Source organism: Bacillota bacterium (assembly GCA_012518215.1).
Taxonomy (GTDB): Bacteria; Bacillota; Dethiobacteria; order DTU022; family PWGO01; genus JAAYSV01.
On sequence record JAAYSV010000010.1, the window covers coordinates 1 to 22,233 of the forward strand.

The following is a 22,233-nucleotide window of genomic DNA, read 5'->3' on the forward strand; positions in this document are numbered from 1 at the left end:
GAAACATGCCGTTACTGCAGGGAGGCTTCAGTTTCACCAGGGAAGCTATTAAAAGTTTGATAGATAAAAAAGTGTGTTAAAAATTACGGGGTTCTCTCTTTTTTCCTAAAGTAGGTTGACACCGTCGAAGGGGGCATCAAATTTTGACATCGGCCCGGATATTGGTTAAAATGACTGTTGAGATTGAGCCATTCTTGATGCTGATGATGCGGGTGTAGCTCAGTGGTAGAGCCCTAGCCTTCCAAGCTAGTCACGTGGGTTCGATTCCCATCACCCGCTCCATTTTTAGCATTCTATTTCTGTACGGTGTTCAGAACAGCGGATTTGCTCACAGGGAATCAATTCCGGAAGAATTGATTTTTTTTCTGTTCCGGGAAAAATGGTATAAAGACTGTAGATTCCGGGGTATAGCCCGTTTCTGTACGTTTCCGGGACTGCTTGAATGCAACCCGCTTGAACAGCCCTGACTTTACCGTTTCACTGCTGCCAAATATTCAAAAGAAGAAGGTAAAAAAAGGGGAATATCGAATAACTACATTATGGAAAGGATTTGGCATAAAATCCTTTATTTCAATCTATCTTTAATTATCGGGCAATTATATTTTGCAGCAACATCACTTCTGGTCATATTCTACCTGTTCGTTTCAACACTGTCGGTAATAATTTTTGTATGTCTTTCGGTTCTTTTACAATATTATAATTATGAGGCTGAAAAATATTTAAAAGGATTTTCTCCGTATTTGCTGATGGTGATGTTTTTTGTTTTGTTTATGCAAGAATCGGCATATCTTTGATTCCGGGGAAGAAGGGCATCAAAATGGAAACAAAAAAGGGTATGGACAGTGAAAGCGTATTGAAAACTGAACACTACCGGGCAATGGGGCATCTGGACACTGCCTTCAAACTTTACCCCGGGCTGTCCCTGGAGAATTTGACCCGGGGTGTTGCCCACCTGCTGGATGTTGAGTTTGCGGGGGTGTGGTTTTTCAGGGATGATTGCAGGGATATATTCTGTAAAATATTGTACTGTAAAGGCAAGGATGGATACGAGAAAGATCTGGTTGTCAACACTTCCCGTTATCCCGTTTTCTTCCGCATCCTGAGAGAAAAACAGGCATTGGTGATCGATGACGCTTCCGGCTGCGCCGACATGGAGCCCGGGCATTACCTGGATAATTCCGCTCCACGGGCAGCGATCTTCGTTCCGGTGTGGATTGACAGAACCATCATCGGCATTGTTTCCCTGGAACATGCCGGTAAAAGCAGGCACTGGACTTCCATGGAGAAGGGTCTGGGGTCTCTGGTAGCCGATATCATAACCCTGTTGGTAAGAACTTCGCTGCAATTCAATGTGGAGAATATTGATTTCCTCGATCACCTTCCTGGCATCATGTATCGTTGCATTTGTGACCATGAATTGAACATAGAATTCGTCAGTGAAGGTTGCTTTCTACTCACCGGTTATCATCCCCTTGAACTGAAGGAGAAACGGATTTCCTATCCGGATATCATTCATCCGGTCGATCGGGACAGGGTGCTGAATGAGATCGAATACAAAAGAAAAAGAGGGCTTCCCTATTCCGCTGAATATCGCATAATCACGGCTGATGAGCAGGTGAAATGGGTCTGGGAACAGGGGCGGGCGCTGGATGTTTCCCCGGAGGGAACCACTGTCCTGGATGGTTATATAATGGATATATCGGACCTGAAAAAAACGGAGGAAGATTTCCGTTCCGCCAAACAATGGTTACGAACAATATTCAACCATGTCAACGATGCAATCTTTATTCACGACATGAATGGCCGGATTATCGATGTCAACGACAAGATGCTTGAAATGTACGGGGTGGACCGTGCAGAGGCCCTGGCGGGAAAGGTGCAGGATGAATTCACCGGCAGCAAGGATTCCGAGGAAAAATTGTTTCGTTACTGGAGGGGGGTTCTCGATGGCAACAGACAGTTTTTCAGATGGAAGGCGAGGCGCCCCGGTGATGGTTCGACTTTTGATGTGGAAGTTCTGTTGACCAAACTTGAATTTGGAGGCCAGGACGCCATCATGGCTGCGGTCAGGGATATAACCGCTTACAAAAATGCGGAAGAGGCATTGCGGCAATCCGAGGAAAGGTACAAAGAAATTCTTTCATCGATAGAGGAACTTTATCTGGAGGTTGATCTGGCAGGTAATATCACCTTCTGCAACGAGGCGGCTTGCCGCATGCTTGGATACTCCCGTGAAGAACTGCTGGGAATAAATTATCGCAAACTTCATCTTGACCCGGAGAAAGTCTACAAGGCTTTCAACCTTGTTTTCCGTACCGGAAAGGCAGACAAGGGCTACACCATGGAACTTATCTGCAAGGATGGCAGCATGATTTATATCGAGCTTTCCATCTCACTGATAAAAGATAAAGATGGAAAATTCATCGGCTTCCGCGGGGTGGGAAGGGATGCGACCAAACGAAAACAGTTCGAGGAAAAACTTAAATATATCAGCATGCACGATCAGCTTACCGGATTGTACAACCGTGCATACATGGAACGGGAACTCCGCCGTCTTGAGGGTAAAGAGGGGTGCCAGGTATCTATCATTCTTGTTGACCTCGATGGTTTGAAATTGATCAACGATACCATGGGACATAAAAAAGGCGATGAACTTTTGAAAAAATGTGCCGGTATTCTCAAACAATCAATTCGCGGTTCGGACATACTGGCCAGGTTTGGCGGAGACGAATTTGCCATCATTCTTCCTTACACGGGTGAGCAGGCTGCTGAACTGGTCCGCCAGCGGATAAGGGCTGTATTCGAAGAATTCAACGAACGTTATCCGGACATTCATCTGGGGGTTTCCATGGGGGTGGCCACCAGTTCCATGGATGAAGGGTCTCTGGAGGATACATTCAATGAGGCCGACGACTACATGTACCAGGAAAAACTCTATCGCAGTGCCGAAGCTCATGAAAAAATCGCAGCATCAATTTTGAAAAAGTTGGATGACCTCGATTATATTTCCACGGGCCACGCCGAGCGCCTGGAAGAGATGAGTATCAAACTTGGAGAAAGATTTGATCTTTCTTCCCGGCAATTGAAGGATCTGGCCATCCTGGCCCAGGCACATGATGTGGGAAAGATAAGTGTTCCCGGGGAAATATTGTTCAAGGAACAACCGCTCACCGACGCGGAATGGAAAATTATCAGAGCACATGCAGAAAAAGGTTACCGTATTGCCCGTTCCATTCCTACCCTGGCCAGGGTAGCCGATTTGATTTTGCGCCATCATGAACGTTGGGATGGGACGGGATACCCCATTGGCCTCAAGGGAAGCAACATCCCCATCGAATGCCGCATTCTCTCCATTGTTGATGCCTATGATGTCATGACCCATGATCGCCCCTATCGCAAGGCTTTGAGCACCGAACAGGCGGTGGCGGAACTGAGACGGTGTGCAGGGACACAATTCGATCCCGTTATCGTCGAGGAATTCATCGGGATCATTGAAAAATAATTTCTGGACGGACTCTTGCGCCATCCCTGTTTTGTTTGCCAATCCACCCGGATCCAATCTGTACAAGGTTTGCGACTTCCTGCTTTGCAGGCCTGTTTTGACGTGGCATCGTCTACCGACCCGTTTTCTTCATGCCTCCGCGCTTTTTTTACGGGCAGTGTTTACATTTATTCTGAATTTGCTTTTGAAATCTGAAATAATGTTCCGATCAATGAAGAATAATAATGAATGAAGAAATGTGTAATGGGAGGCATCGATGTGAAGACGACCGCCAAACAGACAAACCGCCTGATCGATGAAAAATCTCCTTATCTATTGCAGCATGCCTACAACCCCGTTGATTGGTATCCCTGGGGTGAGGAGGCATTCAAAAAGGCGCGGGATGAGGATAAACTTATTTTTCTGAGCATCGGTTACTCAACATGTCACTGGTGTCACGTCATGGAAAAAGAGAGTTTTGCCGATCCGGCCGTGGCCAGGCTGCTCAACCATGATTTTGTGTCCATCAAGCTTGATCGAGAGGAGCGCCCCGATCTGGATGGCTATTTTATGAGTGTATGCCAGATGCTTACTGGCCAGGGGGGATGGCCCCTGACCATAGTCATGACCCCGTGTAAAAAGCCATTCTTTGCCGGTACCTATTTCCCCAGGGATTCCCGGTACGGGCTACCCGGACTTCTGACCCTGTTACCCAAACTTTCCAGACTGTGGAAAGAAGAGCGTGCCAGGGTGTCCAAATCCAGTGCAGAGCTGTGCGAGATGGTCAGAGAAATTCATGCGTCATCGGCAGATACGGGGCATGAATTGCCAGGCATGGAGTTGTTGACGGATGCTTTCGACAGACTGGCAGAGATTCATGACTGCCATTACGGCGGTTTTGGCCATAGCCCAAAATTCCCCCTCCCCCAGAACCTGATGTTTCTGTTGCGTTTCTGGCGAAGTAACGGGGAAAATAAAGCGCTCGATATGGTAACCGGTACACTGGATCATATGATCCGTGGGGGTATTTTTGATCAGCTGGGGTTTGGTTTTCATCGTTATTCGACTGACCAGGAATGGCTGGTACCGCACTTTGAAAAAATGCTCCATGACCAGGCGCTGATGGCCCTCGTTTACCTGGAAGCTCATCAGGTTACTGCGGATGGACGATATTCAGAAGCTGCCGGGCAGATTCTGGATTATGTGTTGAGGGACCTGATTTCTCCCGATGGCGCTTTTTTTGCCGCCGAGGATGCCGACAGTGAAGGAGAGGAAGGGGCCTTCTATGTCTGGACGCCTGCGGAGATAAAACGGATACTGGGTGAGGAGAGGGGGCATCTGTTCTGTGTTTATTACGGCGTAACCGGGGAGGGAAATTTTGTACATGGGAAGAGTGTTCTTCACCGCCGATATGAAGTGGAAGATTTTGCCCGACGTGAAGCCATGAATACCGATGCAGTGAAAGTTTTTCTGAAAGATTCACGTGCACAGCTTCTTGAAGCCCGTTCCAACCGGGAACGACCCTTCCGTGATGAAAAAATCATCGTTGGCTGGAACGGGTTGATGATTGCAGCCCTGGCCAGGGCATCAATTGTCCTGAATGATGGTTCATTGGCCGAGATTGCCACTGCGGCAGTGCGCTTCATTGAGCAACATATGTTTACGGAGGAGGGAAGGTTGCTCAGATGCTACCGGAAAGGAGAGGCAGCGGTTCCGGCTTTTCTGGAGGATTATGCTTTTTTGATTTGGGGCTTGATTGAATTGTACCAGGCCACATTCAAGGCCGGGCATCTGCGCCTGGCACTCTCGTTGAATGAAGACATGTTGGACCTGTTTTCCGATGATGATGACGGCGGGCTGAACTTTGCAGCTGACCGCGAGGAAGAATTTTTGTATATCAAAGCCGATGCACAGGATGGTGCTCTTCCTTCGGGCAATTCCGTGGCTGCTTTGAACTTGCTGAAATTGGGGCGCCTGTGCCGTGAACCCCGGCTCGAGAAACGCGGGGAAAGCATAATCCGTTCCTTTTCCGGTGATGCCCGGCATTCTCCTACCGCTTTTACATTCCTGTTATCCGCGCTGGACCTGGCTCATGCCTCCCCGGAGGATGTGGTAATCTCCGGCAGGGAAGATGCTGCCGAAACAACTGCTTTCCTGGAAATCGTGCAGAGTGGGTTCAATCCGCAGCGAACCGTGCATCTTTACCGGGGTGAAAATGGTGGGGAGCAGATTCGTGACCTCTGCCCTTTTCTCGCGGAGATGCAACGTGACGGAGATCCGGCACGGGCTTTTGTTTGCCGTGAACGACGCTGCCTTCCTCCGGTAAAGGAAGCATCCGCGCTGCGGGATCTTCTCCACTAACATCATGTTCATGCCGGGGATGCCGGTGGCCGGGGCGACCATGAAAGGCAGATTGGTTGAAGGGGGCTTGTGTCGATCCCCTGGAGGTAACTGGTGATCTGCGATGCCGCTGTTTTGTTTGGTCGCCCATACCGACATATTTCCCGGGAAATATACAAGATTTTGATTGAATGAATGTTTTGCCGATTGATCATTGGTTCACCGGAAAAATGAATATATATTCAAGCCCTCGATGTTCCCGGGCATACGGCTCGATGTGCAAGGCCTCGAATTCATGGGGGCTTTGTTATACCCCCTGCGCCGGTCACATTCACAGCATGTGAAAGAAGAATGAAAAGGAACGGCGGGATGGTCCAGGTTCAGTTCCGCCCGGCAATTTTTCTTGCCGCGAGATGATCAACATTGTTCGTACCGGATGAAAGGGACATGTATATTTTTCATGCCCTTCCTCATCGGCATTTTTTCGGGTTTCCGGTTTCCGTTATTTATTTTGGGGAAATACGGGTCATATTTTGATTTTAATTATATAATAAATGAAATGGTTGAGAGTGTTTCACCTTGATAGGTGGCGGCAGGAGGATGGGGATGAGTGGTTTTCTGGGGATCTGGAGGAAGAACAGCGGCATCGTATTTCCCGATATGAAGGGGTTGACCTCGGTTATGGCACATCGCGGCCCCGACGGATACGGGCAGTTCATTTCCTGGCCGGCAGCGTTTGGTTACCGGGGCTTGAAGATCATTGATCTTTCGGAGGGGCGGCAACCATTTTTCAACGAGGACCATTCTCTTTGCCTGGTGTGCAACGGCACAATTTACAACTATCTTCAACTGCGGCAGGAGTTGATCGACAGGGGGCATCGATTTCAAAGTGAAGGTGATACCGAGGTTGTCCTGCATCTTTACGAAGAAGAAGGCGAAAATTGTGTGAACCGTCTGCGTGGAACGTTTGCTTTCTGTATTTATGACCGGGTAGAGAAACTTTTTTTCGGGGCCCGGGATCGATTTGGCAATAAACCGCTGTACTACGTGGAAACGGAAGATTATTTTGCCGTGGCTTCCGAAGCGAAAGCGTTGCTAGGCTTGCCCGGTTGCCCGCGAAATCTTGATGAATCTGTTCTCTCCCATTACCTTACCTTTCAATATGTTCCGGAACCGTGGACAATGTTCGAGGGCATCTTCAAGATACCCCCCGCTCATACCTTTACCTACAGGGACGACCATCTGGCCTTGAGCCGCTACTGGATGATCAGATTTCAGCCGCAGCACGCTTCCCTGGAAGATTTTACGGCCGGCACGCGCAAAATACTGGGTGAAACCGTAAAACTCTATACACAGAGTGCATTGCCCCTGGGCGCCTTTCTCTCCGGGGGGATCGATTCAAGCGTGATCGTTGCCTTGCTGCGCGAGCATGGCCCGGTTTCTACCTTCAGTGTCGGTTACGAAGACCCTGGCTACAGTGAACTTTCCGAGGCGGCGGAGACGGCTCGTTATCTGGAAACCGATCATGAAGAGTATCTGATCGATCCGCAGGAATTCTGGGACCACCTTCCCCGCCTTGTCTGGCATTTTGACGATCCCGTGGCCGATCCGGCGGCGATATCTCTTTATTTCGTGGCCCGTATGGCCCGCAAAAAAGTGGCCGTTACCCTTTCCGGTGAAGGTGCCGATGAGGTCTTTGGCGGCTATGGCATCTATCACGAGCCGAAATCTCTTGCCCCCCTGACCTGGTTGCCATCGCCTCTGCTGGAAGTGATCGGGAGAGGGGCGCACCGGATACCGGGAGGCATCCCCGGCAGGAATTATCTGATGCGGGCGGCTACCCCTCTGCGGGAGCGTTTTCTGGGCAATGCGCGCATCTTCTCGGAGGAGGATAAAAAATTGCTTTTGAAGAGAAGCGCCTCCCCGCCGGCACGGTGCATCACCGATCCTCTCTATGATGAAGCAAAGCGATACGGCTACGATGATGTCACGGCGATGCAACATATTGACCTGCACACCTGGATGGTCGGTGACATCCTGGTCAAAGCGGACAGAATGTCCATGGCCAATTCTCTGGAGCTGCGTACCCCGTTTCTGGACCACCATGTGTTTGAATTCGCGGCTACCATTCCCACCGGATACAAACTCAGGAAGGGTCTCACCAAGTATGTTCTGAGACAGGCTTTTACCGATCTCCTGCCCGTGGCGGCCATCAACAGGCCCAAGAGGGGTTTTCCGGTTCCTACCCGGGTCTGGCTGCGGGGGCCCCTCGCCCGGCAGGTGAAGGAGCTGCTTTCCGATCCTTTCCTGGACAGATATTTCGCAAGGGCGGAAATCCTTCGCCTTATCGCCGATCACCGGGAGGGGAAGGCGGATAACAGCCGAAAGTTGTGGGTTCTGATCATCCTGGCCCACTGGTGGCAACAGTTCATGAGAGAAAAACAGTGAAGGGCATTGTATGCCGGCAAGAAAGCAGGCGGCGGCTTCAATTGCTGCCTCTTCTGCCGATCGGCCTTCGATCGATTTTGATTCGGGGCCTTCGGGGTTTTATTAAAGGATTTATGCCGGGCAGGGTGAAATTATTAGGTATGGACAAGCAGAAAATTGCGGATCTGTTGCAGAAAGTCAAGGAACAGAAAATCAGCGTCGAGGAAGCGATGGAGGCCTTGCGGAGGCTTCCGTACGAGGATCTGGGATTTGCCAAGATAGATCATCAAAGGCAATTGCAGAAGGGTTTTCCCGAGGTTATATACTGCCCCGGGAAGACGGAAGAGCAGATCGTGGAAATAATAGGGCGGCTGGAACAATGGGGAGCTTTGGTTCTTGCTACCAGGGCCGAATTGAATGTCTATGAGGCGGTCCGCAAGGTTTTTCCCACTGCCGAATACCACGAGCGTTGTCGCATGCTGGTGGTACGTCCACCCGGCGTCCCCCTTCCGGCTCCGGAAGGGAAGATCGTGGTTATGGCGGCCGGTACCGCCGACATACCCGTCGCCGATGAGGCGGCACTCACTGCTGCTCTCATGGGTGGCAGGGTGGTGAAGATTTACGATATCGGTGTTGCCGGTATCCATCGCCTTTTTGACCACTGGACCCGGATAAAGGATGCCCGTGTCATCGTTGCCGTGGCCGGAATGGAGGGTGCTCTGCCCAGTGTTGTCGGCGGCATGGTTGCCTGTCCGGTAATTGCCGTTCCCACCAGCGTGGGCTATGGTGCACATTTCGATGGCCTGGCCCCTCTGCTGAGCATGTTGAACAGCTGCGCTTCCGGTGTGGCTGTTGTCAATGTGGACAACGGATTCGGGGCCGGTTACACGGCGGCCCTGATCAACCGGATCGGGGATAGAAAATGATGCCTGGTTGCATCGGGAAAATATAACGGATGGTCTTTGCCGATCGGGGAAATGAACTGTCTGTTTTATATGGTGGCACACCCCGGGGAAGGACTTGGTAAACTTGCATATGGACAACAGGAAGATCATTTATCTGGACTGCTACTGTGGTATCAGCGGCGATATGTTGCTGGGTGCCTTGCTTGATGCCGGCCTGGAACTTGCCGCGTTGGAGGAGGGTTTGTCCTCGCTTGGCCTTGAAGGTTACCGGCTCGGCAAGCAGCGGGTCATGCGCCGGGGCATTGCCGGCACTTCCTTTTTCATCAAGTCCGCGGGGGGGGCCGTCCATAGAAAATACGGCGATATCGTACGACTCATCGAAGCCGCTTCCCTGCCCGGAAAGGTAAAAGAGCAGGCATTGCGGGTGTTCAACCGCCTGGCGATGGTGGAGGCCCGTATCCACGGGGTGCCCCTCGCAGATGTTGTTTTTCATGAAATAGGAGCCCTCGATTCCATCCTCGATATCGTGGGCGGGACCCTGGCTCTACACCTTCTGGGTATCGACAGGATCGTCTCTTCCCCGCTGCCTCTGGGCCGCGGCATGATCGAGATAAGCCACGGGTCTGTACCCTTGCCCGCCCCTGCAACGGCGGCCCTTCTTGCTGCCGGGGATGCCCCTGTTTACGGGGTGGAGATGAAGGGTGAGTTGGTTACCCCTACCGGAGCGGCAATGGTTACGACACTGGCCGACAGTTTCGGGGAAATTCCGGATTTTACCCTGGAATCCGTGGGCTACGGTGCGGGCAAGAAAGAATACGATCTTCCCAATTTTCTCCGGGTACTCATAGGCACTGTCTGTGAAACAGAACCGCGGCGGGAGAAAATAAATATCATCGAAGCCAATATGGATGACCTGAATCCGGAGATCACAGGTTACATGATGGAAAAACTGTTTTCGGAAGGTGCTCTTGACGTATTTTTTACACCGATCCAGATGAAAAAAAATCGACCGGCGGTGAAGCTCTCGGTAATCTCGCCTCCGGATCTGGCAGTTCAATTGATGGACAGGATCTTTCTGGAGACTTCTACCCTGGGATGTCGGGTCATGGAAGCGTGGAAGGAGGCGTTGCCAAGGTCAGTTGAAAAGGTGGAGACTCCCTGGGGGCCGGTACGGTTCAAGGTTGTGAACAGCAAGGTGCAGGACACGACCATCAACCGCTTCACGCCGGAATATGAAGATTGCCTTTCCATCGCCCGGCGGGAGCAGCTTCCCCTGCGGGAAGTTTACGAGAAAGTTGTGGAATTTTACCGAACAATCCCGGGGGATATAAACAAGGGCAAGGATGATAGTCGGGGGTAGAATTGTTTTGAAGCATGCACCGAACGGGTGAATACCCCCATTGATTTTGTCCGGAAGGAGAGACGACGAATGAATAAACATGACTTTTGGGAGAATATGGGGCTGGCCGGAGAGAGAGTACTGATCATCCATCATGACGACCTTGGTTTTCTGTATTCCCAGGATGATGCCTTTCACGAATTGGGTTTCCGGACCGGTTCACTGATGATGCCTGGAACGTGGGTCAGTGCTTTTTCCGGCCTTGAGGGTGTTGATCTGGGGGTGCATCTCACGCTGACCAGTGAATGGGAGGCTCCCCGCTTGCGTCCGCTTACCGATGGCCCCAGCCTCAGGGATGCCCACGGGTATTTCTGGCCAACTCTTGAAGAGGCATGGGCCAATGCCTCTCTTGAAGATGCCGCGAGGGAGATGAAGGCCCAGGTGGAAAGTGCCTATCAACTTGGTATCGATGTTACGCACCTTGACACCCACATGGGTTCGGTACTCCGTCCCGATCTGGCCGAAGTTTATGTACAGCTTGGCCGGGATTACCGTCTGCCAGTTTATCTTCCGGAGAGCGTGGCTGAGCATGGTATCGATGAACCGATCTGCTCGTTTTTTGATGAGATGCTTTCCGGGATCAAGATGCCCAGGTACAGGCTGGTCGACGGATACAGGATTCCTCCTCCGCAACGTACAGATTGGTACCTGGAGAAGCTTTCCGGCCTGGAACCCGGTGTATATCATCTGATTCATCACTCCGCTGTCCCCGGGGCGGACCTGGTTTTGCCCGACAGGGATGTCCGCACGGCGGATTATGAAGCGTTGTCCGATCCCCGGGTGCGTGAAATAATCGATTCATTCAAGCTGCTGTCTTACCGGGAAATCAGGGATAGATTGAGGAAAGAACCTCCGGAAGAGGGCTGACAGCCACCATGGGCTTCGGGGGAAATGACGGCTGATGGAAGGTGTGCCGCGGACTGTGAAAGATTTGCCTGTCCATGTGGAGAAGGAAACCCGGCATCCGTGTACATCGAGATGATCTTGCCACGCGGTTGTTCCTTTTCTGTTACGTGAAATGTGGCTTTTTTTTCTCGGCGGCTGCATGAAGTTGCGGGGTTTCAAAATGGCCGTAGCGGCGGGAACAGCCTTCATTTCCGGCAAATTGTTTATTTCGTTTCGATATGTTAAAATAAGCGTTGTTTGTGTTCAAGATGATATTATTTCGCCTGCGCAGGGCGTCTTTTGATCCTGGCATTATTCGCCAAACGGATGCGGGGCAAGGAGGCATATTAAATGGTCAAGTGGGAAAAAATAGACGGCAACAAGATCAAGATGGAAATAGAGGTTTCCGAGAACGAAGTGGATGGAGCTCTGGAGAAGGCTTATTTCAAGGTGGTCAGGGACATAAACTTGCCCGGCTTCAGGAAGGGGAAGGTCCCGCGCAAAATACTGGAAGCGCGTTTTGGCCCGGAAGTACTGTACAAGGAAGCGGTTGAGATTTTGCTTCCAGGATCCTATCGTCGTGCCATAGACGATGAAAATATTGAACCGATCGACGAACCGGAAATAGATATCAAACAGATCGAAAAAGGTAAACCTTTTGTTTTCACGGCGATCGTGGAAGTCAAGCCCGAGGTAAAACTGGGGGACTACAAGGGTGTAGAGGTAGAGGTGGAAGAGGATGAGATTGACGAGGCGGCGGTCGACGAACGCATGGAAGCTCTCAGAAATGACCATGCCAGCCTGGTTGATGTTGAAGATGATAAAAGCCGGGTGGGCGAAGGCGATCTTGTCATGATCGATTTTTGCGGTTACATGGACGGGGAGCCTTTTGAAGGCGGGGAAGCCAGGGATTACTCCCTTGAAATCGGATCCCATTCCTTCATTCCCGGTTTCGAGGAACAGCTGATCGGTTCATTGGCAGGCGATGAGAAGGAACTGAAGGCTACTTTTCCTGACGATTACCGTAATGAAGAACTGGCCGGGAAAGAAGCAACTTTCAAGGTTACGGTAAAAAATATCAAACGCAAGGAACTTCCTGATCTGGATGATGATTTTATCAGCGAGATCAGCGAATTTGATAACGTGGCCTCTTTCAGGGAAGACCTGGCGGCGCGTATGAAGGAAGATGTAAAAAAAGCTAACAGGGCGCAGCTGGAAAGCATCATCATCGAGAAGATAACTGCTGCTTCGGAGGTGGAGGCGCCGGAAGTGCTCATTGAAAAACAGTTGAACAACATGATCAGCGATATTGACCATTACCTGCAGTTTCAGGGGATGAACCTGGACAGATTTCTGGAGGCTTCCCGGAAAACACTGGATGAGATAAAGGAAGCGAATCGCGAGGAAGCGATCAACCGGGTCAAGGCCAACCTCGTCCTCGATGCGATCGTCAAGGCGGAAGGGATCGTTATCTCGGAGGAGGAACTGGAGGAGAAGATAAAGGAAGTTGCCGAACAATATTATAGCACTCCCGAAAAAGTACGCGATGTCTATGAAAAGCAGGGCCGGATCAAATATCTGCAAGAAGAGGCCCGCATGCGCAAGCTGATCAATTTCCTCGTTGAAAACGCCAGGGTGAAGACAATCAAGAAAAAAGATGATGAACGATCCGGGGTTGATGGCGGACAGCCCCGGGTAGATTCCAGACAGGCCGAAGAAGATGACGGGCAACCCGAAACCGATAGGAAACAATCAAGAGAAGATGGAGAACAACCCGAAGTGGATGAGAAATAACCTCGGGTGGATTGGCGTGTCATGTTACAAAAAATTTACATTTACCGTGAAGGAAGATATACTGATTGTATGGAATTAGAAAACTTGATATTGGGGAAAGGAGATGTTCAAAACATGAATCTGGTACCTATGGTTGTGGAGCAAACAAATCGTGGGGAGAGGGCTTATGACATATTTTCAAGATTGCTGAAGGACCGTATCGTTTTTATTGGTTCCGGTATCGATGATGCGGTGGCCAATCTGATCATTGCCCAGCTGCTCTTCCTCGAATCCGAGGATCCTGACAAGGATATAAACCTCTACATAAATTCTCCGGGTGGTGTAATTTATTCCGGGATGGCTATTTATGATACCATTCAATATATCAAGCCTGACGTATCGACGATCTGTGTGGGCCTGGCGGCAAGTCTCGGTGCCGTTTTGCTGGCGGCGGGGACCAAGGGGAAACGTTTTGCCCTGCCTCATTCCCGGGTGATGGTTCATCAACCGATGGGCGGTGCCAAGGGGCAGGCGGTGGATATTGAAATACATGCCCGTGAAATAATCGGGCTTCGGGAAAAAATAAACGAGGTTCTTTCCCGCCATACGGGGCAACCTATCGAGAGAATTGCCAGGGATACGGACCGGGATTTCTTTATGGATGTCAATGCGGCCAAGGAATACGGGATAATCGACGAGATTCTGACCACGCATAGATAGAGGGCGTTTTTGGGAAATCAATAAACTTTGGGGTGAAAACATATATGTTTACCTTCAGTGATGAAAAAGGACAGGTAAAATGTTCATTCTGTGGAAAAACCCAGGAACAGGTTCGCAAGCTGGTAGCCGGACCAGGCGTTTATATCTGTGACGAATGTATCGAGTTGTGCAACGAGATCATCGAGGAAGAGGTTAAAGAAGAAGGTGATCTGGAAGACATAGAACTTCCGAAGCCGCTGGATATAAAGGAGGTCCTCGATCAGTACGTGATCGGTCAGGATGCGGCCAAGAAGGCTCTTTCCGTCGCTGTCTACAACCATTACAAACGAATCAACGCCGGTGAAAAAATCGGGGATGTCGAACTGCAGAAGAGCAATATCATTCTTATCGGGCCGACGGGAGTGGGTAAAACACTTCTCGCCCAGACCCTGGCCCGTATCCTCAATGTTCCTTTTGCCATCGCCGATGCCACATCACTTACAGAGGCGGGTTATGTCGGTGAAGACGTGGAAAACATCCTGCTCAAGCTTATCCAGGCTGCTGATTACGATCTGGAGAAAGCGGAGAAGGGGATAATCTATATAGACGAGATCGACAAAATTGCCCGCAAGACAGACAATCCTTCTATCACTCGCGACGTTTCCGGGGAAGGTGTGCAGCAGGCCCTGCTCAAGATACTCGAGGGCACCGTGGCCAGCGTCCCCCCCCAGGGGGGTAGGAAACACCCTCACCAGGAGTTCATGCAGATAGACACCACGGATATTCTCTTCATCTGCGGGGGTGCCTTCAACGGGCTGGACAAGATAATCCAGTCCCGTATCGGGAAAAAGGGCATCGGTTTTGCTGCGGATATCAAGCCCAGGTCGGAAGTTGATATAGGGGGTATCCTGAAACATGTTCTACCGCAGGATCTGCTCAAATATGGCTTGATTCCCGAATTTGTGGGACGGGTTCCTGTCATTGCTACCCTGGATCAGCTGGACAGGGAGGCACTGATCAGGATCCTTACCGAACCCCGCAATGCCCTGGTCAAACAGTACCAGAAGCTCTTTGAACTCGATGGTGTTACCCTCGAGTTTGCGGAACAATCTCTGGAATCCATTGCCGAGGAAGCGATCAAACGCGATACAGGAGCTCGCGGTCTTCGCGCCATCCTGGAAGAGAACCTGATTGAAGCGATGTTCGATCTTCCCTCGAAAAATAACATCGAAAAATGTATGATCACCAGAGAGGTGATCATCAACAAGGATAAGCCGATTCTGGTTACGGCCAAGAAGAACAAGAAAAAAGAAGAATCGGCCTGATTTCCTCACTTGAAGAAAAATCTATCTTCACGATAAAGGTCGAAAAACTGTTGGGGCGGAAAAACCTTTCCGCCCTTTTTTACTGCGCGGGACTTCCCCGGAGCTGGTTTTTTCAGGATACTTTACTTTGATTGAGGAAATAATATCTAGCAAAACGTGATAATGCCGCCGACCTGGGAGGGAGGTTCCTTTATTGCAAAATTTTGCCGGTGTTCTGAGTGTAATTCAAATTTTCTTTGCCGTGGTAATCGGATTGTATTTTTTCAATCTGCTGCGTAGCCAACAGACGAATAAAGTAGCTGTGGACAGGGAATCACGCAAGGAAATGGAACAGCTGGAGAAGTTGAGGCGCATCTCCCTGAGTGAACCTCTTTCTGAAAAGACGCGACCGGCAACATTTGATGAAATTGTCGGTCAAGACAATGGATTGAAAGCACTCCGGGCCGCAATCTGCGGCCCCAACCCCCAGCATGTGCTTCTTTACGGCCCGCCGGGTGTAGGCAAGACGGCCGCGGCAAGGCTGGTTCTGGAGGAGGCCAAGGGGAATATCGACAGCCCCTTTCTGGAGAACGCCACTTTCACCGAGTTGGATGCTACCACGGCCAGGTTCGATGAACGTGGTATCGCCGATCCGCTCATCGGTACTGTCCACGATCCCATCTATCAAGGAGCCGGGCCTCTGGGGATGGCCGGTATACCGCAACCCAAGCCAGGGGCGGTAACCAAGGCGCACGGGGGGATACTCTTTATCGATGAAATCGGCGAATTGCACCCCATTCAGATGAACAAATTGTTGAAAGTGCTCGAAGATCGCAAGGTGTTTCTGGACAGTTCCTATTACAACAGTGAAGATCGGAACATCCCCCGCCATATCCATGAAATTTTTCAGAAAGGGTTGCCGGCCGATTTCCGGCTTATCGGTGCAACGACACGCATGCCGGAAGATATTCCTCCCGCCATCCGTTCCAGATGCCTGGAAATATTCTTCCGGGGCTTGCAGCCCAGGGAGATCAATGTCATCGCCAAAAATGCGGCGCAGAAGATACATTTTTTCATTCCTTCGGCTGCACTGGAGGTGATTACCAGTTTTGCTTCCAATGGCCGGGAAGCGGTAAACATCATCCAGATGGCAGCGGGGATAGCGCAGGGGGATGGCCGTTGCAGCATCGATGTGGAGGATGTGGAATGGGTTGTCAACAGCAGCCAGCTTTCACCACGCCCGGAACTTAAAGTTGCTGACCGGCCGCAGATCGGGTCCGTCAACGGGCTTGCGGTGTACGGGCCGAACATGGGAACGCTGATCGAGATCGAAGCTTCAATTCTCCCGGCTCATTCCGGGCAGGGCAGTATAAATATCAACGGCATCATCGAGGAAGAAGAGATGGGTGGCGGCGGCAACGGGCGGACGGTAAAAAGAAAGAGCATGGCCAGGGGTTCCGTGGAAAATGTGATCACGGTACTCAACGGGATCATGAACCTTGATCTGCATAATTATCATATCCACCTCAATTTTCCGGGAGGGATTCCGATAGATGGTCCTTCCGCCGGTATAGGCATGGCGATGGCTATCTATTCGGCTTTGAAACAGGAACCGGTGGATTCCATGATCGCCATGACCGGTGAACTTTCGGTGCGGGGGGCGGTGCGCCCCGTGGGGGGAATCATCCCCAAGCTTGACGCGGCTGCCGAAGCTGGCTGCAGGCGGGTCCTGATCCCGAAAAAAAACTGGCAGCAGGGTTTCTCGCAGCATGAGCGGCTGCAGATCATACCGGTTGATCATCTGCAGGAGGCTTTTGAATTGGTTTTCGGTGTTTCTTCCAACCTTGCGGGCCAACCTGTCGCGGATGAATCCGTGCATGAATACAAACCGGTCGTGGCTGCCAACGTGCCTGCACGGGGGAGTTAAAAACAATTAATAATTGAAGAATAAAAGGATATAAGGGATAGAAGAAGAATCCTATGCTACTGGGATTCTTTTTTTAAAAATGTATTGCATGTATTATAATATAGTAAATGCAATCGTTGAAAAAAGGAGCAAACCGGATGGCAAAAAATAAAAAGATACAGATGTTACCCCTGAGGGGGGTACTGGTCTTTCCCCATATGGTGATCCATCTTGATGTAGGACGCAGCAGCTCCATCGAGGCCCTGGAAAAGGCCATGCTCGGTGACAGCAAGATATTCCTGGTGGCCCAGAAAGACGCCAAGATGGATGCTCCCGGGGAGGAAGATATCTATACGGTAGGTACGGTGTCGCGGATCAAGCAGATGATCAAACTTCCCGGCGGAGTCATCCGTGTTCTGGTCGAGGGTCTGCAGCGGGGCAGAATAGTCAAGATGCTCAAGCAGAAACCATATTTTGAAGTCGAAGTGGAATTGATAGAAGAAGACAAAAATAAGAATCCGGAGCTGGAAGCTCTGCTCAGAAACCTGCTGGAGGTATTTGAACGATATGTTAAAAACAGCAGGAAGATACCCCCGGAAGCGCTGGTGGCTGTTTCCGGAATCGAGGAACCCGGCCAACTTTCCGACCTGGTAACTTCCCACCTCTCCCTGAAGTTGTCCCAGAAACAGGAGATTCTGGAGACATTCGATTTGCAAGAGAGGATCGAGAAATTGGTGGAGCTCCTCGGGCGAGAACTGGAAATTCTGGAGATCGAACGGAAGATCGGTTCCAGGGTGCGCAAACAGATGGAGAAGACCCAGAAAGAATACTACCTGCGGGAACAGATGAAGGCTATCCAGAAGGAACTGGGTGAGAAAGACGAGCGCACGGCCGAGGCTGATGAGTACCGTGAAAAGATACGTGAAGCCGGATTCCCGGAAGAGGTCGAAGAAAAAGCGCTGAAAGAACTTGACCGCCTGGAGAAGATGCCTCCGGCCGCTGCGGAAGCGGTGGTTATCAGAAATTATCTGGATTGGCTGATCGATCTTCCCTGGTCAATCAGCACGGAGGATCGGACTGATCTCGATGTTGTTCAGCAGATACTGGATGAGGATCATTACGGGTTGGAGAAAGTTAAAGAAAGAATCGTGGAATTTCTGGCGGTGAGGCAGCTGGCCCCGGAGCTCAAAGGCCCTATCCTGTGCCTGATCGGGCCACCTGGCGTGGGCAAGACCTCGTTGGCCAAATCGATTGCCCGGGCGATGGAGCGCAATTTTGTACGCATCTCACTGGGCGGTGTTCGGGACGAGGCGGAGATACGCGGCCACCGTCGCACTTATGTCGGCGCCCTGCCCGGAAGGATAATTCAGGGGATGAAACAGGCCAAATCGAACAATCCGGTTTTTTTGCTCGATGAAATTGACAAGATGTCCACGGATTTCAGAGGGGACCCATCGGCGGCGTTGCTGGAGGTACTCGATCCGGAGCAGAACCATGTTTACAGCGATCATTTCATCGAGGTGCCTTTTGACCTTTCAAAGGTCATGTTTATCACCACGGCCAATATCGACCTCAACATTCCTCAGCCTCTCCTGGATCGTATGGAGGCGATCAACATCTCCGGTTATACGGAAGAGGAGAAGGTGGAAATAGCGGTGCGCCATCTCTTGCCCAAGCAGATGAAGGCGAATGGCATCACTCGGGAGAACCTTCGCCTTTCCCAGGGGGGTATACGCAAGATCATCCGTGAATACACCAGGGAGGCGGGGGTAAGAAATCTTGAACGCAAGATATCGGCCATCTGCCGAAAACTTGCCCGTGAAGTGGTCAAGGAAAGGGAACTGAAACGAAGAGTCAGTGCCCAGAATGTGCATCGTTACCTGGGAATTCCCCGTTATCGCTTCGGTGTTGCAGAGAAAGAAGATCAGGTCGGGGTGATCACCGGGCTGGCCTGGACCGAGGCCGGCGGGGATATTCTGGCCATCGAAGCCACGCCGATGAAGGGCAAAGGCAAGATGTTGTTGACCGGAAAATTGGGCGATGTGATGCAGGAATCTGCCCAGGCAGCCCTGAGTTTCATCCGTTCCAGGTCGGAGTCGTTGCATCTGGACGTGGACTTCTACAAGAACCTTGACATTCATATCCATATTCCTGAAGGGGCGATACCCAAAGATGGGCCTTCGGCGGGGATAGCCATGGCCACGGCTTTGATTTCCGCCCTTGTCCGGTTGCCGGTAAGCAAGAACATCGCTCTTACGGGGGAGATAACACTGCGGGGGAGGGTGCTTCCCGTTGGAGGGATCAAGGAAAAAGTACTGGCGGCTCATCGGTCAGGTCTCAAAAAAGTGATTCTGCCCTCCGACAACCGCAGAGATTTGAGCGATATCCCGGCCAATATTCGCAAAAATCTTGATTTTGTCCTTGTCGATGACATGGATGAGGTCATGGATGCTGTCTTTGGAAAACTGATCAAGAAGGAGCGGATACCGGGAGGATTGGTCGAGCAACAGAAAGATATCCCCGGCTCTGATGAGCAGGGTGATTCGGCACTGAAGCATTGATATCTTCGCTACACGGAGCGGTTGTGGAAGATCTTGACAGGCTTGTCCCGAGTAAGGCAGAAAGATGATTATCCGTCATTGTAAACTGGAAAGAATAGTGGGGCGCCCGCAGGAGTTGCCGCGGGGAGTATTTCCGGAGGTGGGGTTTCTGGGGCGTTCCAACGTGGGAAAATCTTCACTGATCAATGTATTTCTGGGGAGGAAAAACCTGGCGAGAACCAGTTCCACCCCTGGCAAGACGAAGGCGCTTTTCTTTTATCTGGTCAACGATTCTTTCTATCTGGTTGATTTTCCCGGTTACGGCTATGCTCGTGTATCCAGGGGCCTGAAAAAGAACTGGGGTTACCTGATTGAAGACTATCTTGAACAGCGGGAGCAACTGAAGGGCCTTGTCCATATCATTGATATACGGCATCCTCCCACCGAGGATGACAGGCAGATGACGATATGGCTTCTGAGCAGGGAATATCCTTTTCTGACCGTGGCCACAAAGGCTGACAAGATATCGCGAGGCCGTTCCTTGCAACAGATAAAAAAAATCCGGGAAGGATTGGAACTGCCCCGGGAGTTTCCACTCGTCTCCTTTTCATCCAGGAGCAGAGTGGGTGCCGAAACGGTGAATTCTTTTATCACGCAACTGGTAAGCAAATGAGGAAGGAGCAAATGGGTTGATAGTTGCTGGAATAGATGTAGGTTCGATAACGGCTGAAGCGGTGATTCTTAAAAATGGCGATATCCTCGGTTCCGTGATCATGCCCACCGGTGCAAGCAGCAAGGCCGCGGCTGACAGGGTGCTGGATGAAGCTTTACATAAAGTAGGTTTATCCCCGAAGGACCTGAAATACATCGTTGCCACCGGATACGGCCGTATCAGTGCTTCCCCGGCTCACAAGAGGGTGACGGAAATTACCTGCCACGGCCGGGGCGCTTTTTTTCTTTTTCCTTCCGCGCGGACGGTGATTGACATCGGGGGGCAGGACAGCAAGGTCATCCGCCTGGGGCCGGAAGGCCAGGTTGTAGATTTTGCCATGAATGAAAAATGTGCGGCCGGCACGGGGCGTTTCCTGGAAGTGATGGCCCGGGCCCTTGAAGTGGAACTGGAAGACCTGGCCGTGTTGAGCAGGAAAGCCACTCGCTCGGTACCTATCAGCAGTATCTGCACTGTTTTTGCCGAATCGGAAGTGGTATCGCTGATCGCTACCGGCCAACCGCGGGAAAATATTATCCGGGGTATCCATGACTCCATCGCCGAACGCACTGCCGGCCTGCTGAACCGGGTCGGTATTGAAGAGGATGTGGTCATGACCGGAGGGGTGGCCAACAACAGCGGGGTGGTGGAGGCGATCGAGGAGAGGATCGGGATCCGGCTCAACATTCCCGAAAGGCCGGATATTATCGGTGCACTGGGTGCTGCCCTGATCGCCGCCGATCATGCAAAATAAAAATTGTCTCCGCTTGTTGCGCTCCCAGGCTGTCAAATCGCTGACGGAGCGGTTCATTGCTTTACCATCTTTCCCGTACTTTCCGGCAGGGTCATTTTTTCTATCTCTCCGTAAGGGAAATGTTTCCGTTCTCCCGAAAATCCTCTTGCGATCAGGGCTCCTTTCTCATCTATGCCCATGGCGGTTCCGCGGAAAGTTGTTGTCCCGTATTCAACGGTGATCCTCTGTCCCGGCATGAAGTCAAGTTCCCTCCACAGTTCCAGAAAGGCGGAAAACCCGCATTCAAGGAACAACCGGTAGCCGACTTCCAACCCATTCAATATCGTTGCACAGATCGCTTCACGGTCATAGATTGTCTTTCCTTCGATGTGCAGGGAGGTGGCTTTTTCTTTCAGTTCTGCAGGGAAGTCGTCTATCCGGTGATTGACATTTATCCCCATTCCCAGAATCATGAAATGGATACGGTGTGATTGCATTTTGACCCTGGCCAGCGCCCCCCCCAGCTTCTTGCCGTTGATAAGAAGATCGTTGGGCCACTTCACGGATACAGGCAGCCCGGTAACTCCACGCAGTCCGGAAGCAGCAATGGCTGCAGCCGCGGCAGTGAAAGGAGCCATCTTCTCCGGAGTCATATTTTCTGGTCGCAGCAGAAGCGAGAACCAGAGTCCGCGGTAAGGAAGGGATGACCATGATCTGCCCAGCCTGCCTTTTCCGGCGGACTGTTCCTCGGCCAGAATTAGCGTTCCCTCGGGTGCCCCTTCCAATGCCAGGTCATAGATTTTTCGGTTGGTGGAATCCAGCGAGGGGAAAAAAAAGACCCGATTTGCCCAGGCGGCCGATTCCAGTTCCGCCCTGATTCTGTCTATTTGTAACCGTTCGGCCTTGAATGCCGGCAGATTTTTTCCCCCGGCGAAGTTAGCGGTGTGGGTTCCCCGTTTATGTCGGCATCCGGCTGATTCGTTGGACAGGTACTGCCCATCTTCTTTCTCCCGGGAAGTCGGGGACTTTTCAGATGTATGTTTCATGGGTCGCTACCCCTTTCTTTAAAAATGATTATAGATTCAATCAAGGGCAAAGTAAACCTTCCGGTATCGATGGGGTTGTAACGAAT

Annotated in this window: 14 protein-coding genes and 1 tRNA gene; 14 read left to right on the forward strand and 1 reads right to left on the reverse strand. The window is 51.2% G+C overall.

Going from position 1 to position 22,233, the window contains the following annotated elements; translation table 11 throughout:
• Window positions 1-208: 208 nt before the first annotated feature.
• From GX364_02505 to GX364_02570, 14 genes are all read left to right on the forward strand, one after another.
• A tRNA-Gly gene (locus GX364_02505) sits at window positions 209-282 on the forward strand.
• A 535-nt stretch (window positions 283-817) separates the two neighbouring features.
• Window positions 818-3,502 (forward strand): PAS domain S-box protein, encoded by a 2,685-nt coding sequence (locus GX364_02510; GenBank protein ID NLI69723.1) that lies wholly within the window; start codon window positions 818-820, stop codon window positions 3,500-3,502.
• Between the two features lie 258 nt (window positions 3,503-3,760).
• On the forward strand, window positions 3,761-5,842 hold the full coding sequence (locus GX364_02515) for a thioredoxin domain-containing protein (GenBank protein NLI69724.1): 2,082 nt from the start codon (window positions 3,761-3,763) through the stop codon (window positions 5,840-5,842).
• 585 nt (window positions 5,843-6,427) lie between these two features.
• Window positions 6,428-8,269 (forward strand): asparagine synthase (glutamine-hydrolyzing), encoded by a 1,842-nt coding sequence (gene asnB, locus GX364_02520; GenBank protein NLI69725.1) that lies wholly within the window; start codon window positions 6,428-6,430, stop codon window positions 8,267-8,269.
• Window positions 8,270-8,409: 140 nt separating this feature from the next.
• Complete coding sequence (larB, locus tag GX364_02525; protein NLI69726.1) at window positions 8,410-9,174, forward strand: nickel pincer cofactor biosynthesis protein LarB; 765 nt, start codon at window positions 8,410-8,412, stop codon at window positions 9,172-9,174.
• 94 nt (window positions 9,175-9,268) lie between these two features.
• Window positions 9,269-10,513 (forward strand): nickel pincer cofactor biosynthesis protein LarC, encoded by a 1,245-nt coding sequence (gene larC, locus GX364_02530; GenBank protein NLI69727.1) that lies wholly within the window; start codon window positions 9,269-9,271, stop codon window positions 10,511-10,513.
• A gap of 69 nt (window positions 10,514-10,582) precedes the next feature.
• Window positions 10,583-11,419, forward strand: coding sequence for a ChbG/HpnK family deacetylase (locus tag GX364_02535; protein ID NLI69728.1), 837 nt, complete (start codon window positions 10,583-10,585; stop codon window positions 11,417-11,419).
• A 369-nt stretch (window positions 11,420-11,788) separates the two neighbouring features.
• Window positions 11,789-13,231 carry a trigger factor gene (locus GX364_02540; GenBank protein ID NLI69729.1) on the forward strand — a complete coding sequence of 481 codons (1,443 nt, stop codon included), beginning with the start codon at window positions 11,789-11,791 and terminating at the stop codon, window positions 13,229-13,231.
• A gap of 114 nt (window positions 13,232-13,345) precedes the next feature.
• Window positions 13,346-13,930, forward strand: a complete 585-nt coding sequence (gene clpP / locus GX364_02545; GenBank protein ID NLI69730.1) for an ATP-dependent Clp endopeptidase proteolytic subunit ClpP — start codon at window positions 13,346-13,348, stop codon at window positions 13,928-13,930.
• Window positions 13,931-13,974: 44 nt separating this feature from the next.
• Complete coding sequence (gene clpX / locus GX364_02550) at window positions 13,975-15,234, forward strand: ATP-dependent Clp protease ATP-binding subunit ClpX (protein ID NLI69731.1); 1,260 nt, start codon at window positions 13,975-13,977, stop codon at window positions 15,232-15,234.
• A gap of 193 nt (window positions 15,235-15,427) precedes the next feature.
• A complete protein-coding gene (gene lonB, locus GX364_02555) occupies window positions 15,428-17,140 on the forward strand; it encodes an ATP-dependent protease LonB (GenBank protein NLI69732.1) in 1,713 nt (570 codons plus the stop codon).
• A gap of 137 nt (window positions 17,141-17,277) precedes the next feature.
• Window positions 17,278-19,680: an endopeptidase La gene (gene lon / locus GX364_02560; GenBank protein ID NLI69733.1), complete on the forward strand. Its 2,403-nt coding sequence runs from the start codon at window positions 17,278-17,280 to the stop codon at window positions 19,678-19,680.
• Between the two features lie 64 nt (window positions 19,681-19,744).
• Complete coding sequence (locus GX364_02565) at window positions 19,745-20,332, forward strand: YihA family ribosome biogenesis GTP-binding protein (GenBank protein NLI69734.1); 588 nt, start codon at window positions 19,745-19,747, stop codon at window positions 20,330-20,332.
• A gap of 16 nt (window positions 20,333-20,348) precedes the next feature.
• Entirely contained in the window at window positions 20,349-21,122 is a 774-nt protein-coding gene (locus tag GX364_02570; GenBank protein ID NLI69735.1) for a 2-hydroxyglutaryl-CoA dehydratase, read from the forward strand.
• Window positions 21,123-21,175: 53 nt separating this feature from the next.
• On the opposite strand, the gene GX364_02575 is transcribed toward GX364_02570, so the two are convergent.
• Complete coding sequence (locus GX364_02575) at window positions 21,176-22,147, reverse strand: biotin--[acetyl-CoA-carboxylase] ligase (GenBank protein ID NLI69736.1); 972 nt, start codon at window positions 22,145-22,147, stop codon at window positions 21,176-21,178.
• Window positions 22,148-22,233: the final 86 nt, after the last annotated feature.

Bases quoted from the DNA above. Each gene is read 5' to 3' on its own strand.
- GX364_02535 (NLI69728.1), top strand. From the start codon at position 10,583: ATGAATAAACATGACTTTTGGGAGAATATGGGGCTGGCCGGAGAGAGA.
- lon (NLI69733.1), top strand. From the start codon at position 17,278: ATGGCAAAAAATAAAAAGATACAGATGTTACCCCTGAGGGGGGTACTG.
- GX364_02510 (NLI69723.1), top strand. From the start codon at position 818: ATGGAAACAAAAAAGGGTATGGACAGTGAAAGCGTATTGAAAACTGAA.
- larB (NLI69726.1), top strand. From the start codon at position 8,410: ATGGACAAGCAGAAAATTGCGGATCTGTTGCAGAAAGTCAAGGAACAG.
- GX364_02540 (NLI69729.1), top strand. From the start codon at position 11,789: ATGGTCAAGTGGGAAAAAATAGACGGCAACAAGATCAAGATGGAAATA.
- GX364_02575 (NLI69736.1), bottom strand. From the start codon at position 22,147: ATGAAACATACATCTGAAAAGTCCCCGACTTCCCGGGAGAAAGAAGAT.
- clpP (NLI69730.1), top strand. From the start codon at position 13,346: ATGAATCTGGTACCTATGGTTGTGGAGCAAACAAATCGTGGGGAGAGG.
- asnB (NLI69725.1), top strand. From the start codon at position 6,428: ATGAGTGGTTTTCTGGGGATCTGGAGGAAGAACAGCGGCATCGTATTT.
- GX364_02565 (NLI69734.1), top strand. From the start codon at position 19,745: ATGATTATCCGTCATTGTAAACTGGAAAGAATAGTGGGGCGCCCGCAG.
- clpX (NLI69731.1), top strand. From the start codon at position 13,975: ATGTTTACCTTCAGTGATGAAAAAGGACAGGTAAAATGTTCATTCTGT.